This window comes from Microbacterium sp. Ld4 (assembly GCF_045066555.1).
GTDB lineage: Bacteria > Actinomycetota > Actinomycetes > Actinomycetales > Microbacteriaceae > Microbacterium.
Window position 1 is genome coordinate 83,499 of sequence record NZ_JBISHE010000001.1, and the last position, 15,831, is coordinate 99,329.

Annotated in this window: 13 protein-coding genes; 3 read left to right on the forward strand and 10 right to left on the reverse strand. The window is 67.3% G+C overall.

The features are described 5' to 3' along the window. Window positions 1-19: 19 nt before the first annotated feature. From ACJJV7_RS00435 to ACJJV7_RS00460, 6 genes are all read right to left on the reverse strand, one after another. Window positions 20-574, reverse strand: a complete 555-nt coding sequence (locus ACJJV7_RS00435; protein ID WP_405371707.1) for a cell wall protein — start codon at window positions 572-574, stop codon at window positions 20-22. Window positions 575-650: 76 nt separating this feature from the next. Further along, window positions 651-2,429, reverse strand: a complete 1,779-nt coding sequence (locus ACJJV7_RS00440) for a DUF4012 domain-containing protein (protein WP_405371708.1) — start codon at window positions 2,427-2,429, stop codon at window positions 651-653. 46 nt (window positions 2,430-2,475) lie between these two features. Continuing rightward, the gene (locus ACJJV7_RS00445; protein WP_405371710.1) at window positions 2,476-3,615 is read right to left on the reverse strand and encodes a hypothetical protein; all 1,140 of its coding nucleotides are present in this window, start codon (window positions 3,613-3,615) and stop codon (window positions 2,476-2,478) included. Next, window positions 3,612-5,246 carry a sensor histidine kinase gene (locus ACJJV7_RS00450; RefSeq protein ID WP_405371712.1) on the reverse strand — a complete coding sequence of 545 codons (1,635 nt, stop codon included), beginning with the start codon at window positions 5,244-5,246 and terminating at the stop codon, window positions 3,612-3,614. The genes ACJJV7_RS00445 and ACJJV7_RS00450 overlap by 4 nt, the downstream gene beginning before the upstream one ends. A 46-nt stretch (window positions 5,247-5,292) precedes the next feature. Beyond that, window positions 5,293-6,795, reverse strand: coding sequence for a sugar transferase (locus tag ACJJV7_RS00455; protein ID WP_405371713.1), 1,503 nt, complete (start codon window positions 6,793-6,795; stop codon window positions 5,293-5,295). A gap of 94 nt (window positions 6,796-6,889) precedes the next feature. Further along, a complete protein-coding gene (locus tag ACJJV7_RS00460) occupies window positions 6,890-8,536 on the reverse strand; it encodes an ATP-binding protein (RefSeq protein WP_405371715.1) in 1,647 nt (548 codons plus the stop codon). Window positions 8,537-8,619: 83 nt separating this feature from the next. Between ACJJV7_RS00460 and ACJJV7_RS00465 the strand changes: the two genes are divergently transcribed. After that, complete coding sequence (locus ACJJV7_RS00465) at window positions 8,620-8,988, forward strand: response regulator transcription factor (protein WP_405371717.1); 369 nt, start codon at window positions 8,620-8,622, stop codon at window positions 8,986-8,988. Between the two features lie 2 nt (window positions 8,989-8,990). Here the strand turns inward: ACJJV7_RS00465 and ACJJV7_RS00470 are convergent, their stop codons facing one another. Then, complete coding sequence (locus ACJJV7_RS00470) at window positions 8,991-9,914, reverse strand: hypothetical protein (RefSeq protein ID WP_405371719.1); 924 nt, start codon at window positions 9,912-9,914, stop codon at window positions 8,991-8,993. Between the two features lie 3 nt (window positions 9,915-9,917). Beyond that, window positions 9,918-11,405: a polysaccharide biosynthesis tyrosine autokinase gene (locus ACJJV7_RS00475; protein WP_405371782.1), complete on the reverse strand. Its 1,488-nt coding sequence runs from the start codon at window positions 11,403-11,405 to the stop codon at window positions 9,918-9,920. Window positions 11,406-11,891: 486 nt separating this feature from the next. On the opposite strand from ACJJV7_RS00475, the gene ACJJV7_RS00480 reads away from it, so the two are divergent. Together ACJJV7_RS00480 and ACJJV7_RS00485 are read left to right on the forward strand one after the other, a co-directional pair. Next, the gene (locus tag ACJJV7_RS00480; protein ID WP_405371720.1) at window positions 11,892-12,863 is read left to right on the forward strand and encodes a hypothetical protein; all 972 of its coding nucleotides are present in this window, start codon (window positions 11,892-11,894) and stop codon (window positions 12,861-12,863) included. 14 nt (window positions 12,864-12,877) lie between these two features. Beyond that, on the forward strand, window positions 12,878-13,861 hold the full coding sequence (locus ACJJV7_RS00485; RefSeq protein ID WP_405371722.1) for a glycosyltransferase family 2 protein: 984 nt from the start codon (window positions 12,878-12,880) through the stop codon (window positions 13,859-13,861). 3 nt (window positions 13,862-13,864) lie between these two features. On the opposite strand, the gene ACJJV7_RS00490 is transcribed toward ACJJV7_RS00485, so the two are convergent. After that, entirely contained in the window at window positions 13,865-14,812 is a 948-nt protein-coding gene (locus ACJJV7_RS00490) for a hypothetical protein (RefSeq protein WP_405371724.1), read from the reverse strand. Continuing rightward, window positions 14,802-15,818, reverse strand: coding sequence for a hypothetical protein (locus tag ACJJV7_RS00495; protein ID WP_405371726.1), 1,017 nt, complete (start codon window positions 15,816-15,818; stop codon window positions 14,802-14,804). Before ACJJV7_RS00495 ends, ACJJV7_RS00490 begins: the two co-directional genes overlap by 11 nt. Between the last annotated feature and the right edge of the window lie 13 nt (window positions 15,819-15,831).

Sequence of the window (15,831 nt, forward strand, 5' to 3'; positions counted from 1 at the left end):
CGGTTCGGCGCCGCGTGGGTCAGTCGTCGGTCCGGTCGCGGTGGCGGCGCAGGGCCGCCGCCCCGACGATGACGGCGCCGGCGAGGATGAGTGCGCCGCCGCCGATCCACAGGCCGAGGAGCTGGTTGCTGTCGAAGCCGCTGATGGGCAGGATGCTGCCCTCGTCGGACGAGGTGACGACGGCGCTCGCCGTGCCACCGGCCGATGTCGCCGAGACGGCGGCGATGTTGTAGACGCCGCGCGCGTCGGAGGGCAGGGTGATCTCGACCGGGGCGAGCGCGCCGGAGGCGTCGGACTCGCGCACGGTGCTGCCGGTGGAGATGGCGGTGCGGACCATGGCGAACGTCGCGCCGGCGCCGTTCTCGCCCGTGACCGTGATCGTCACACGCTCGTTCGCGCCGAACGTGCGGTCGTCGCACTCGAAGGTGATGGTGTCGCCGGCGCCCGCGCCCTCGGCGTCGGACGCGCAGGCGTCGACCGGCGGGTAGATCGTCGAGGCCGATGCCGAGACCGGCGCGGCCACGAGCAGGCCGGCGAGAAGGGCCGGAACGGCCAGGCGGGTCGAACGACGCATGGTGCTGCTTTCGGGGAGGGATGTTCTCGCGTGCTGTCGGCGAGAGAAGCCTCGCGTGCAGTGTACCCGCCAGGGCCTAACGAGCGCCGCAGGATGCCTGAACAGAGGGCGAAACCGACGAATCGGCCGTCGGGGTGACCCAGGCCTCCGCGTCGGTGATGTCGGTGTCGGCGCGCACGGCGATCGTCACGGTCTTGGTCTCGCCCGGGTCGAGGTCGACCGTGTAGGTCAGAACCTGCCGGCCGTCGACCATGCCGCCGCCGAATCCGCCGCCGTCGCCGTTGACGGTGCCCACGACCTCGAAGCCCTCGGGCAGGTACACCTCGCCGACCGTGCGCGCGATGCCGGCCGGCACGCCGAAGATTCCGTAGGCGGTGACGTACTCGGGAAGCGAGGTCGCGGCGTCGGCCGGGGCATCGCTCGTGAGCGTGATGTCGAGCGTGAGGGTGCGGGGCGTGCTGACCTCGGCGCAGCCCGACCAGTTGAGCGCGACGTCGGGGGTGACGTAGTAGTCCATCTTCGACCCGCCGCCCTCGTTGAAGTAGACGCCGAGGCGGGCGGTGTCGTCGTCGGATGTGGGGATTGCACCGGCGAGGGTGGTCTCGGCGATGAGCTGCTGCTCCGCCTCATCGGCGCTCCACAGGAGCAGCCGGTGTTCGGTGCCGGCGCGGCCGAGCCCGGCGACGAGCTTGGCGGGGTCGACATCGCCGCCCGTCAGGGCATCGAACACCGATGCGGCGGCCGCAGCGAAGAAGGCATCTTGGAACGCGGGATTGTCGGAGCGGGTGTAGACCTCGCTGAGCAGCAGGTCGACGGCGTTGTCGCTCGTGAGCTCCTCGCCGGTCGGAAGGGCGACGGGGCCGGTCGCCTCGAGCAGGTACGACAGCGCCACCGGGTCGAGGGACACGACGCTCGTGATCTCTTCGCCGGCGCGCTTCGCGAACTCGCGGCCGAGCTGGCCGGTGAAGGCGAAGTCGGGCACCTGCGTGATGTTCTGAATGAAGCGGCCCGGCTTCTTCTGGTAGATCGTCTCGTAGTCGCCGAGGTCGAGCACGGGCTCGGCGTACGTGTCGAAGTCGTCGGACGAGAGCTGCGACCCGAGCTCGATCTCGCCGGCGTCGGTCTGGAGCAGGGTCGCCGCGCCTACGATGCCGCCCTGCGATCGCCACTCGGCGTTGTTCTGCACGAGCAGCAGGTGGTCACGCGCACCGTCGGCACCGAGCATCGAGGGCAGCAGCGTGCTCGTGCGGGCCAGCGCGTCGGTCGCCGTCGCGGCCTGGTTCAGAAGCGTGTCGACGTCGGCGACGGCGTCGTCCACAAGGCCGATCAGGGCCGTGCGGTCGAGGGTCGCGAGGTCGTCGCGAGCGGATGCCGTCACGTCGGCGGCCTGCCAGGCCGGGTCTTCGAGGGCGGCGAACACCGCAGTGTCGATGCGGCCGTCGACGGGCACGAAGGCGCCTGCGCCGAAGTCGCCGGCCACGGCGGCGATCGGCGACGCGGCATCCGTCACGACCCGATCGATCGTGTCGGCGACCGTGCCGACGGCGGCGAGTTGCGGGCCCACCCACGGGAGCCCTTCGGCGGCGTTCCAGATGGGGTCGCTCGTGAGCTCCTGGGCGGCAGACGTGTCGCGGCCGAGGGCGTCGATCGATTCGACGGCGCCGCCGATGTCGTCGAGCTGACCGGCGAGGCCGGTGGCGCGCTCCTGCGCCGCGGTCAGGTGGCCGTAGGCGAGTCCGCCGCGCACCCCGAGCCACACCGCGAGGGCGATGGCGACGAGCAGCAGGGCGCCGAGCACCCAGGCGAAGACGCGACCGGCGAGACGCAGCGGGCGGGGGAGAAAGGGCTCAGACATCGGGACGATCCTACGGGTCGGGGCCGAAGGGCCCATGGGCGCCGGGTCAGGAGGAGAAGACCGCGCGCTCCCACCGGTCGCCGCCGGCCACCTGCGCGTGCTCGGCAGCGTCGGCGGCCAGGGCGCTCAGCCGGTCGATGTCGTAGTCGGCGAGGCTCGCCGCAGCGACACCGATGCTCGCCGAGAGGCGCACGGGCACCGCCTGCTGGTCGGTCACGGTCGCGACGCGCTCGAGCAGCTGCGACAGGAGGGCGCGCACGGCGGTGTCGGGCCGGGGGAGCAGCACGAGGTACTGCGTGGGCGAGACGGCGTGGATGTCGGACTCGGGTGGGAGCACGGCCCGGATGTCATCGGAGAAGCGGCTCGTGACGCGGTCGAACGCGCGGCCGCTCGAGGCCTCGAGCAGGTCGGCCGGGTCGTCGAGGCGGATGTCGAGCACCGACCACCACCGGTCGCCGGCTGCCTTCGCCCGGTCGAGGCGGTCTTGCGCGACGGCACGGAACGAGGTCGTCTCTCGTCGGCTGCCCTGCGCGGGGTTGTTGCGCGACAGACCGAGCAGGGTGACGAGTGCGCAGATGAGGTAGACCGAGGCCACGAGCTCGTTGAGCGAGCGCAGCGGCAGGAGGTCGACCTCGGTGCTGCCGCCGCCGCCCGATAGCGCGACGACCGCTCCCTCGACAAGCAGGGCCCCGGTGAGACCGACGAAGCCCAGCGAGCCGACGAGCAGCGGCGCCGTGATGTCGCGGAGCGACGGCTCGACCCGCCGGATCAGTTCGTAGGCGATCAGCGCCGAGCAGACCGCGGCCGCGGCGAACGCGAGCCGGAACACGAGGCCGTACCACTCCGACGTCGCCGTGAGCCCCAGGGTGAGGCACAGCGCCGAGAAGACCACGATCGTCGGCACGACGAAGATCGGCTCGCGGCCCCGCCTGGCACGGAGGCCCACCCAGACGAGCCCGGTAGCGCAGAGGATCGGCCCGTTCGCGGCGGCCCGCAGCCACGAGGCGTCGATCGCGTCGGCGGTGACGAGCAGGTAGCTGCTCGCCATGACGCTGGCGAAAGCCCCCGACCAGATCGCCGATGCCCGAGAGGGAAAGGGGAGGAAGCCGAGTCCGATGAGGATCACGGCGCAGGCCGTGGCCACCGCCACCAGCACGATCGTGACATCGATCATGGGCAGGTTCATCGTCCGGCTCCTTCGAGAGAGGGTGCGCTCGGGAGCGTCACAGTCATGGTCGTGCCTTTGCCGAGCGTGCTGTCGACCGAGATGGTGCCGCCGTGGTCGCGGGCGATGTCGAGGGCGATGCCCATGCCGAGGCCGGTGCCGTTGATGCCGTCGTCCTGCACGCTCTGCGCACGGAAGTACGGGGTGAAGACGTTGGCGACGTCTTCGGGAGCCATGCCGATGCCGTCGTCGGAGATGACGACCTCGACGGTGTCGCCCCGGCGGGCGGCGCCCACGCGCACCGAACCGCGGTCGGTGTATTTGATCGCGTTGCTGAGCATATTGTCGATGACCTGCCGGAGGCGGAACTCATCGCCGAGCACGAACAGGTCGGCTTCGAGCGTCGGCACGATGGTCAGCTCCGCCGCGGATGCCGCGGGGGTGAACGCATCGAGCGAGGCCTGCGTGAGGGCGGCGACGTCGACGAGCGAGCGCATCTCTTCGGTCTCGCGCGACGAGGTGAGGATGCCCTGGATGAGGGTCAGCATCCGCTCGCTGGCCGATTCGATCACGGCGAGGTGGTCGCGCTGCGAGGAGCTGAGGCCCTCGCTCTCGAGCAGCAGATCGGCGTGCCCGAGGATCGCGGTGAGCGGGTTGCGGAGCTCGTGCGAGACGACGCGCGTCATGTTCGGCTGCTCGCGCTGCGCTTCGGAGACAGCGGTGAGGTCTTCGAGCTCGATGAGCGACGTCGGCTCGCCGAGCGAGTTCGGCTCGGCGGCGCGGATCGACAGGCCCATCGCTCGCCACGACCCGGTGCGGTCGAACAGCCACAGCCGTTCGCGCTCGACGAGTTCGCCGCGGGCGGCGCGGGCGACCGACGTGTCGGACGGCCGCACGGCAGCGCCGCGGTAGTCGGTGTATTCGACGGCACCGCCGAGCGAGAAGCGGAAGTCGCGCGGATCGAGGGTGTAGAGCTCGCGGTAGGCGGCGTTCGCGGCGACGATCTCGCCGTCGGAGCTCACGCGGGCGAGAGCGACGCTGATCGAGTCGAAGAGCGCGTTGACGCGGTTCTCTGCGGCTTGCACGCGACGGAGGGTGCGGTCGAGGCGGTTGGCCTGGTTTCGCGTGAGATGGCGGAAGGCCCGGATGCGCCGTGCGCCGACGATCATGGTGATGCCGAGAAAGGCGAGCGCGAGCAGCACGATGAGCAGCTCGACGACGACGGCGGGCGAGAACGCGCCGGGGAAGTGATTGGCGAGGTCCATCACGGCCGTCACGCCGAGCGCCCCGATGAGCTCGGGGATGCCGTAGTAGGTCGCGACCCAGGCGATCGGGAACACCCAGAGGTAGCCGAGGGTCGACTCTGCGATCGACAGCAGACCGATGCCGACGATGTCGATGAGGGGGAGCGACAGGGCCGCGCGCTTCGAGAGCTGAGCCCAGGGGATGAGCAGCGATGCGGTGGAGGTCGCGATGATCAGGATGATGCCGGCGAGAAAGCTGGGGTCGGTGAGCAGCGGCACGTCGAGCACCGCGATGACCACACCGATGACGACGGTGCTGAACGTGAAGATGAGCTGCCACTGCCACACCGATCGCACTCGCGTGCCGATCAGCTGACTGTCCGCCCACCTGCTTTCTACAACTCGCACGTCTACCCCCGAGCCCTGAGTGTATCCACGGGGCGGGGTGGGTGTGTCAGAAGGCGGTGTCGCCGGGGGCGAGTGCGGCGCGCGCGGTCTTGACGAGGATGACGAGATCGCCGACGAGGGTCCAGTTCTCGACGTACGAGAGGTCAAGGCGCACCGACTCCTCCCACGACAGCGACGACCGGCCGCTGACCTGCCACAGCCCCGTGATGCCGGGCTTGACGAGGAAGCGACGGTGCACGTGATCGGCGTACTGCTCGACCTCACTCGGCAGCGGCGGGCGAGGGCCGACGAGCGACATCGACCCGCGGATCACGTTGAACAGCTGCGGCAGTTCGTCGAGGCTCAGTTTGCGCATGATGCGCCCGATCGGCGTGACGCGGGGGTCGTTCTTCATCTTGAAGAGCACCTGGTTGCCGGCGTCTCGCTCTTGCTCGACGAGCTCGTCGAGGAGCTTCTCGGCGTCGACGACCATCGAGCGGAACTTGAGCATCGTGAACTCGCGACCCTTGTGGCCGATGCGCTTCTGGCGGAAGAGCACGGGCCCCTCGCTCGAGAGCCGGATCGACAGGGCCAAGAAGGCCAGCAGCGGGCTGATGACGATCACGCCGAGGGTCGCCGCGGTGATGTCGACCACGCGCTTCGCGACGCGCTGGCCGCCGCTGAACCGGGGCGTCTCCACGTGGATGAGCGGAAGGCCGGCGACCGGTCGCGAGCTGATGCGCGGGCCCGCGATGTCGGCGATGCCCGGGGCGAGCACGAGGTGCTGCCGGCCCGCCTCGAGGTGCCAGGAGATCTCCTTCACCTTGTCGCCCGGCAGTTCGTCGGTGCTCGTCACGATCACGGTGTCGGCACGCGAGGCCGCCATCGCGCTCGGGACGGCGGAGATCGATCCCATGATCGGGATGTCGGTGCCCTCGATCGTGTCGGCGACCGCACCCGAGGGCACGCACGCGCCGACGACGTGGTAGCCCGCAGAAGGGGTGCGGAGCAGCTCGTTGGCGATCTCGACGACCGACCGCCGCGACCCGACAAGCAGCACACGCGCCGAATACGCGCCGGTGCGACGCACGGCGATGAGCCACTGCCGCCAGAGCCAGCGCTCGAAGAGCAGCACCAGGATGCCGAGGGGCAGGCTGATGAGCAGGAACCCACGCGCCACCTCGATGCCCGTGAGAAAAGCGACGATCGCGAGGACCCCGAAGAAGGTCACGCTCGACCGCGCGACCCGCGCGTATTCGGCGGAGCCCGCCCCGATGATGCGGTGGTCACGGGTGTCGGCGAGCTCCAGAGCGATCATCCAGGCGACGATGAGGCCGGCCGAGAAGAGCCAGTACGAGATCTCGCTGTCGACGCTCCCCGAGGTGATGGCGAGGTCGGCCGCGCCCACGCCGAACCAGGCGATCTGGGTGCCGTAGACGATCCAGATGAGCACGAGCAGGTCGCTGAGCCACAGTCGCCGCGCATAGGTGCGCCGCCAGTGGCGTCGCTCGCTCTGCTCCTGCCCCGCGGCATCCGCATTCATGGAGCTCACGTGCTGGTCGATCGCCACGCCGTCTTCCCTTCGCCCCCGGTCAACGTGGTTTTGACGGTAGCACCGGGGTGTGACGCAGGCGTGACGGGCCGGTGTCGGGGCGACGTGCGGGTCATTCGGCGGAGGGGAGGCGCAGCGACGCGCGAACGCCCCGGCCGGGAGTGGATTCGAGGGTCACGTCGCCACCGTTGCGGGCGGCGAGGTCGCGCGCCGTGGTGAGCCCGAGGCCGAGGCCCGAGGTCGACTGGGCTTCGGCCTCGGCGCCGCGGTAGAAGCGTGTGAACGCGTTGGCGAGCGAGTCGGCCGACATGCCGGGGCCGCGGTCGGTGACGACGATGACCACCTCGGCGCCCTCTTGATAGGCCGAGATGAGCACGCCGCCGTCGTTGCTGAACTTGACGGCGTTCGACACGAGCGCCCAGAGCGCTCGCCGCGCGTCTGTCGCGTTGGCCATGGCAGCGAGCTCGGGGCCCACGTGGGCGTGGATCGCGGCGCCGCGGCTGCCGGCTTCGGCGCCGTGCGCGGCGCGCACCTCATCGACGAGGGGAGCGAGCTCGACGCGGGCGACGTGCTCGAGAGGCCCCTGCGAGCGCTGGGGCATTTCGTCGAGCAGCGCTTTCAGGCGCGTCGCGCTGCGATGCACGGCGGCCGACCACTCGGCGGGGTCGCCGTCGAGGTCTGCGTCGACGAGCAGTTCGCTGTAGCCGAGGATGTTGGTCGTCGGCGTGCGCAGCTCGTGGCTCGTCGCGGTGACGAAGTCTTCGCGCTGACGCTCGAGGTCGAGCTGCATGCTCACGGTGCTCGCGCGGGCGCGCTCGGCGGCAGCGACGTCGTTGGCGGCGCGCAGGGCGAGCTCGGCGTTGAGGCGTGCCTCGAAGCGTGAGGTCACCAGGAGCACCGTGAAGATGCCGACCGTGCTCATGAACGTGACGAGGGCGATCGCCGCCTGCAACGAGTCGCTGTCGGCGGCCGCGACGCCGACGTCGGAGCCTGGGGCGATCGTCAGCACGAGTGCGACGATCGCGACGGCGAGCGACTGCACGAACGCGACGCGGGTGGGAAAGCGAAGCGCCCCCCAGGTGAGTACGGCGAAGACGAGAAAGCTGAGGGGTGTGCTCCCGAACGGGCCGAAGGCGATCGCGATGGCGATCGTGCCGATGGCGGCATGGGCGATGAACTCGATCGGGTTCACGCGGTCGTTGCGCATGGGCGGCAGGGCGGCGAACGGCGCGATGAGCATCATCGCCGAGCTGTGTGAGGCGAACGCGACGACGGCCGTGTTGAAGATGCCTGACCCCGTGAACGCCCAGGCTGTGACGCCGACGGCGAGGCCGAGGGCGATCGCGCCCAGCAGCACCGAGATGACGAACCGTCCGGCGCGCGGTGCGGAGTTGAGCCGGTAGTCGGTGCGCCACGCTCCGAGCAGGCCGAGCACGAGCGCGATCTCGAGGGTGTTGAAGGCGCCGTAGATCGCGCTGAGCAGGAGCGACCGGCCCGAGGCGACGTTCGCCCCCACCGTCACGATGAAGATGAGGGGCAGGGTGTACACCCGCTGGTGCGGCCTCGCCTGAAGCGCGAACCACAGCGACAGGCCCACGGCTGGCCACCATGCCGCGATAGGCAGGCCGGGCACGCGGAGTGTGATGCCGACGAGCCCCAGCGCGAAGATGAGCAGGGGAGTTCCCGCCCAGAAGAGAGCGTCTCGAGCCACGAAGAGGGCGCTGCCATGACCGCGTGGGGGGCGCGCGGTCGACGTCACGGGATACACCGTACCTCCGCATTGGGTACGCGAGTGTATCGTGAGGGAATCGCCGCGAGGTCGGCGCCAGCAAGGTGGTTCTCGTGGCGAACGTTCTGGTCGTGGAAGACGACACAGACGTGGCATCTCTGCTGCGACACATCTTGTCGAGCGTGGGTCATGAAGTGCACGTCGCCCACGACGGCGGGGCTGGTCTTGAGGCCGCGTATGCGCACCACCCTGACATGGTGATTCTCGACTGGATGATGCCCGTCAAGACCGGCATCGAGGTGTGCGCCACGCTGCGGTCAGACCCGGAGTTCGTGCGCACGCGCATCATGATGCTGACGGCGCGCTCGTCGCCGCAAGACGTGTCGCGCGCGAAGGCTGCCGGCGCCGACGACTACTTCACGAAGCCGTTCACGCCGCGCGAACTGCGCGCCCGGGTGGCGGACCTGCTCGCCTCGAACTGAGGTCAGCGGCTCGCGCTGAACAGCTCGTCGCCGGCCCACACCTGCACGGCGTCGGCCGTCACCCAGACGGCGGCGGGGGATGCCGGATCGTCGACCGACAGGCATTCGAGGGGCTCGACGTCGCCGTCGATGCGCGCGACCTGAAGCCCGTCACAATCGGCCGCGATCATGGTCGCGTAAACGGCATCACCCTGCACGTCGAGCGCGGTGACGCCCGATGCGAGCTGCTGCCACTCGCCGTCTGCTCGTGCATAGGCGCCGTCGGCGCACACGGCCGCAGCTGTCTCGCTCGAGGTGCGCAGGCTCCAGGGCGTCTCGCAGGGGGCGGCGACCTCGTCGCCGTCGATCACGGCAGCGCCGGAGGTGAGGTAGGTCGACTGGGGGAGGAGGTCGTCGTAGGGCGACCAGAAGGTGCCCTGCGTGAAAGTGCGCAGGGCCTGCGTCTCGCAGTCGTCGCCCATGTCGGCGACGAGGTCGGCCTCGGTGTCGGCGAAGGGCAGCAGGTCGCGCACCTGCGCGATGTCGCGGTAGGTCGGCGTCACGTCTGACCAGGTGTCGCCGTCGTCGTCGGAGCGCTCGACGACCGGCGCGACCTCGCCGCACGACCCGGCGGTCGCGCGCCACATCGTGCCGTCTCCGGCAGCCAAGAACCGCTCATCAGCGCCCGGCGCGGTGATCTCAGCGCCCGACAAAGGAGCGGTGGATGTCGGCGCCGGTGTGGGCGTCGTGGTCGGCTCGGGGTCAGCGCTGGGCAGGGCGTCGCCGGTGAACGTCGGCACCGGTGCGGCAACGCCCGGTGTGCGCTCGCCGCGCCCGCGGTCGAGAGCGAGAGCGGTCAGCGCGGCGACCGCGATTGCGAGTGCGAGCACCAGCAGAATCGCGACCACGCGGGGGATGCCGCGGCTCGCCGCCGACCGAGAAACCATCGGTCAGTTGGCGACGCCCGAGTCGCGCGCGTCGCGTCGCGACTCGAACCCGAGGTCGGTCGGCTCCGCGGGGACGACGGCGACGGGCGAGGAACGCTTGCGCCCGCGCTGACGCTTGGGTGCCTCCTGCATATAGCCGTACCCGCCATAGCCGTATCCGTAGCCGTTGTAATACGAGTCGGGGCCACGGGTGGGAACCATCGACATCACGAAGCCGGCGAGCTTGGCGCCGACGGTGCTGAGGGCCTCGGTGGCGCCCTCGAGCTGGTGACGCGTGGTCTTGCCCGCAGCGACGATGAGGATCGCTCCGCTGGTCGCGCGGCCGAGCACGGCGGCGTCGGTGACGGGGAGCAGGGGAGGGGCGTCGCAGAGCACGACGTCGAAGTCGCGTTCGAGCACCTCGAGCAGCGTCTTCATCTGCTTCGATCCGAGCAGCTCACTCGGGTTGGGCGGGATCTTTCCCGCCGGGAGCACAAAGAGGCTGCGGCCGCCCCACGGCAGCATGACATCGCCGACGCGAACGCGGCCGATGAGCACGTCGGTGAGGCCAGCGCCGCCTTCGATGCCGAGGTACTCGGCCACCTTGGGCTTGCGCAGGTCGGTGTCGAGCAGGGCGACCTTCTTGCCGGCGTCGGCCAGAGCGATCGCGAGGTTGATCGTGGTGGTCGACTTGCCCTCGCTGGGGATGGAGCTCGTAACGACGAAGCTCGCGCGACCACCCATATCGAGGAACTGAAGGTTGGTGCGGAGGGCACGGAACGATTCTGCGCGCGGGCTCAGCGGGTCGGCGTGCACGATGAGCGGCCGGTCTTTCGCCTTCGCGTCGAAGGCGATCGCGCCGAGCGAGGGTGCCGATGTGATCTGCTCCGCCTCGCGGGGCGTGCGCACGCGGTTGTCGAGCACGGTGCGGAGAACGGCGAGGCCGATTCCGAGTGCGAGGCCGATAAGCGCGCCGAGTGCAAGGTTCAGGGGAACATTGGGGCTCGCCGGCGCGAGCGCCGGCTGCGCGTCTTCGACACGGGTGAGTTGCACGGGGCTGGTGCCGTCGGCCGACTCCGGCTCGATCTGCGGCACAGCGCTTGCAAGGCTCGCTGCGATCTGGTTCGAGATCTCGGCAGCGACGACGGAGTCAGAGTTCTGCACCGTGATGTCGATAAGGGTCGAGTTGAGCGGCGCCGAGGCGGTGACGTTCTCGGCGAGTTCGCTCGCGGTGATGCCGAGGTCGAGTTCGGCGATCACCGGGTTGAGGATGATCGGCTTGGTCGCCAGGCCGACATAGGTGTTGATGCGCGCCTGCGTGAACGTGGAGCCCTGCTGAAGTTCGGCTGCAGTGCCACCCGTCTGCGTGGAGACGAAAACCGTGCTAGACGATTCGTAGACCGGCGTGCGGGTCAGCGAGTACCCGGCTGCGGCACCGAGGCCCACCAGCGTGAGGACGACGATCACCAGCCAGTTCTTGCGCAGGACGCGGATGTAGTCGCTGAGCTCCATGCTGCCTCTCGTGGTCACGCCAGAAAGGCGCCGCGGGTCATTGCGGTTCAGTCTGCCATAGGGGTGTGTCGGGGTGTGTCGGGGTGATGACGACGCCTGGTAGTCATGTGGGGTACTGGCCGGGAGCTGAAGCTGTACCGGCGAAGATTGGCTTTCTCCCCGGGGCGCCCGGCACAAGCTCGAAATATCGCGCCGTTACACTCGCAGAAACCACATCTCCGTAAGGCCAATTCCATGTCGAGAGCTGTCGCACGATTCGCGGGATTCGCCATCGCCCCAGCGATCTCGGCGTTGAGTCCTCTCCTTCTGCTGCCTATTTTGACGAGATCAGCAGGGCCGGACGGGTGGACTGCAGTCGTCATGGCTCAGTCCATCGGGATGGTCGCTGGGACATCAGCGATGTACAGCTGGGGCGTTTTTGGCCCAGCGCGAGTCGCGCCGGAGTCAGCGCAAGACGCGCGCGCAACTCTATTCACCTCTGGACTCATGCGGGCACTCCTCGTTGTTACGTTGGGGCCACTGGCCGCGATGCTGGCTAGCTGGGTTGCTCCAGATGAGTGGCGCGCCGAATCGGCAGTGATGGCGGGTGCATCAACCATTGCATTCGGTCTATCGATTGGTTGGTTCTTCGTCGGCCGTGGGCAACCGCTCCTGTTTGTCGCTTACGAGGTTGCGCCGCGCGCCGTTGCGGTGGTGGCCTCTGCGATCCTGCTCGCGAGCGGGGGATCCGTCCTCAGCTACGCGCTCCTCGTGTTGATCAGCGAGATCTTCATCGGGTTCGGTTCGACTGCGCTGGTTGCTCGCCCGACTCAACGCGTTGTAGGTCATTATCGAGAAGCGAAGGTGATCTTCGGTCAGTATTGGCGGCTGAGTTTGTCGGGCCTCGCTTCCTTGGGATACACCCGAGCATCGGTCCCAATCGTCTCGGCTGTCGACTTCTCAGGGGCCGCATCCTTCGCGGCCGCGGACCGTATGCAGTCGTTGGCGCGGGCGATTCTGCGCCCACTGACGCAGTCACTGCAAAGCTGGGTGTATACCTCCGTCGAGGACCTCCCCGTCTACCAGGCGCGCGCGTTTCGAGCGACGATGTCTGTGGCCACCGCGGGGGGCGTGATCGGCGTACTGATGGCCCTGCTGCTCCCAAACTTCGGGACGCTTCTCTTCAGTGATCTCATCCCGACGGGTTTCGACATCTCAATTCCTCTGGGCATCGCGATAGCGAGCATCGGCCTCTCTGGGGGCGTAGCCACCTTCTACCTGGTGCCGCTCGGAGCCACATCTGTGATCTCCAACTCGCTGCTCCTGAGTTCTATCGTCGCCGTCCCAGCGATTGTCATTGCTGCGTTTGTCGGGTCACCTCTCTGGCCTTTGGTAACGGTCGCATGCGTTGAGATAGCTGTGGCGATCTGGCAAGTGATCGGCGCGTTTTGGGCCGTCCGAAAGCGAGTCGAAGGTTAGCCAGGAGGAGAGTCATGACGGAACAACTCGGGCCTGTGAGCGTCGCACTGTGTACGTTCAACGGGGGCGCTTTCGTAGCAGAGCAGATCGAGAGCATCCTCAACCAGGATCATCGTGTGGCGGAGATTATCGTTGCCGATGATGGCTCCACAGATGACACTCTCTCGATCGTTGCCGCATATGTCGAAGAAGCGCGCAAACTGTCGGTCCAGATCCGGGTGTTCGAGGCGGAGGGCGGGCCCCTCGGCCCGACGAGAAATTTCGAGCGCGCGATAAGTAAGACTTCGCATCAACTTGTGGCCCTATCTGATCAGGATGACGTCTGGGCGCTCGATCGGGTAAGCAAAGGGGTTCGAGCCCTTCGTGAAACTGGTGCTTGGTTGTGTGTGTCGAACGCCGAACTGGTAGATGCCGTGGGTCATCCGATAGGAAGGACCATGTTCCAATCAATGTCTGTGCTGCCGTCGACCGGCATACGTCAATGGCGAACGTTGCTGATGAAGGCGAACAGATTTCCGGGGATGACCTACATCTTCGTTAAGGATGATGCAGAGAAAGTTCTTCCTGTCCCCACGAGCTGGATGCACGACTACTGGCTTGTCATTAGTGCGCTAGCCGCGGATCGCCTTACTGTCATCGACGACCCGCTGGTTCGATATCGTCAGCACGCGTCGAACGCAATCGGAGTGACCGAGAACGTCGTTCCACGCTCGGGCGCAAAAGTTTCACGCGCTTTGAGTAGAAGCATCAGCGGGGACAAAGACGCGCGCAGATGGCTGAATGCGAGCGCCCAGTTCGAACGTTTTACTTTTGGAGATCGTGAACTCCGAGTCCTGTTTGAAGAAAAGATCGCGTTCGAGAGAGAGCGGTCTACCTTGCCCGTGGCGCGCTGGCGCCGGGCCTGGCCAATCCTTCGGATGCTGCTGCAAGGTCGATACCGGAGGTTGGGCGTCGCAGGGGTTAAGGGTGCGGCGCGGGATCTCGCTGCCAGATACTGACCTTTAGAGCCGAGTCCTTCCTGAGTCTCGGGCTCGGCGACCGCGTGCCACGACGAATCCTCTGATTCGACGCGCTTCTCGCAATCCAGGGAGACTGCTTCGCTCGCGAACGGCTGCACCCACGAACACCAGCGCATCTCTGAGGAACGGCAGGGGCCACAGGCCGGGCCTATGACGCCCCAGCGCGTACTTGATCAAGAAGCGATTCTTGACTCCGAGAAGATCAGCCAACCGGTTTCCCCGAGTGAATCCGCGAACTGTCCGTACGTGACCGAACCCTGACAGGTAAACGACGCGCGAGTCGACGTCCACAAGTTTGGCCCGTATCCCTAGTTCAGCGTCCTCTCGATATGCGAGGAAGGTGTCATCGAAAAAGTAGGTTGTTCTTCGAACAACAAGTCTGTGCGCTCGGGCTGTGACGAGCATGCATGCCCCAGTCACACCAAGGCGTGAATGGACTGCCAAGTCCAGCGGCGGCACAGGGCTGCCTTGGAGATAATCGAAGTGTCGCCCGTATCTGTCCCAGAAGATTCCCGCGCTATCCACGGTGCCTGTGGGTCGATAATCCTCGTCAAGCCTCTCAAGCAGCGGTGCGTAGAGAGCGGTGGCCCCGTCCGCGACGGACGTGGCCACGAGCCGCGAGATGCCCTCGGGCGCGATCGCCAGGTCGGGATTGGCTACGAGTACGGAAGGGGCATCAGATGCGAACGCCCGTTCGAGAAGAAGGTTATGGCCTGAAGCAAAACCGATGTTGTCGTGCCGAAAGACCAAGTCGAACATGGAAGGTGTCAGGCTAGGCGGCGGCATGAGAGAACGCTCGGAGGCCGCGGCTCCCGATATCAGGATGCGAACCCGGCGGACTTCGTCTTCGAGTCCTGACCACATCTGCAGTATCTGTGCGAAGGCCATCGCGTCCGGTCGGTACAGAACTATCGAGACGTCAGGCTTCATAAGACTTCTCCAGGAGCCGGGCCAGCGCGGCACCACGGGCCTCCCAACTATGCGAATCGGCCAAGTCGGAACGCTCACTGGCCGTCGGTCTCGGATGGTCGACCCATTCGCGAATCGAGTCAGCGCTGTTTCCGAAGTCGATGAGGTACGCGTGCGTGATCGGCAACGCAGCGGGCCAGAGGAGACGTGGGCAGGCGACCTTCGCACCCAATGCTAAGTACTTGTACACCTTCATGAGGTCCTGGCTGAGGGTGTAGTCCGAGACGATATGGGGGACTAGAGCGACGGTGCGGGACCCAACCATTCTTGCAAGCTCTTCATCGGCGATCCACTTCCGGACCTCCAGGGCGGCGCCGGAGTGGTCTGCAAGCGCAGAAAGGGCTCGCCCCATCTCTCTGGAACGACCTGGCGCACCGATGACTATCTCGTCGAACCCGCCCGACGTCGCAAATCGTTCAAGAAGCTCGTAGTCGGTACGGCCGCGGAAGAAGTGTCCCTGCACGATCAGCCGTCGTCGATTGTCGCCCGACAGTTCGACGTCGCTGAGCTTGCCATCAAACCCGTTCGGGACGATGGCCTCCTGCCCCAGGCGCAGCTTTGCTGCCATGTACGGCGAGTTGCACGTAACCAGTCCGGAAGTCTTGCCCGCAGCCACCCTCCGGTATCCCGCCATCGCGTATGCACGATAGACCGGGTTTATGTCGGGTGCCTTGCTCCAGTCGTCGTAAAAGTCTGTCCAGGACGCGGACGCCAATAGCGAGACAAAGGCGGGGGACAATACGGCGTACTTGTGATCGTTCGTCTGTTCGCCCTGGCCGGGTCTGAGGCGGTTAGCCCGGACGTGGCCAGGTTGTTCCTCGCTGGCGCCGTGATAGATGAACCGCCTCGCTGGCTCCACTTCCAGGTGATCAGCCAGCGAGCGGAGAAGCTTCGCGGGCCTTGTGTTGCCGTTTCCCCCGGGTTGGACGGGCCAATAGACGCGCTCGAAAACTGACGTGTCCTTCAAGGATGTCTCCCCA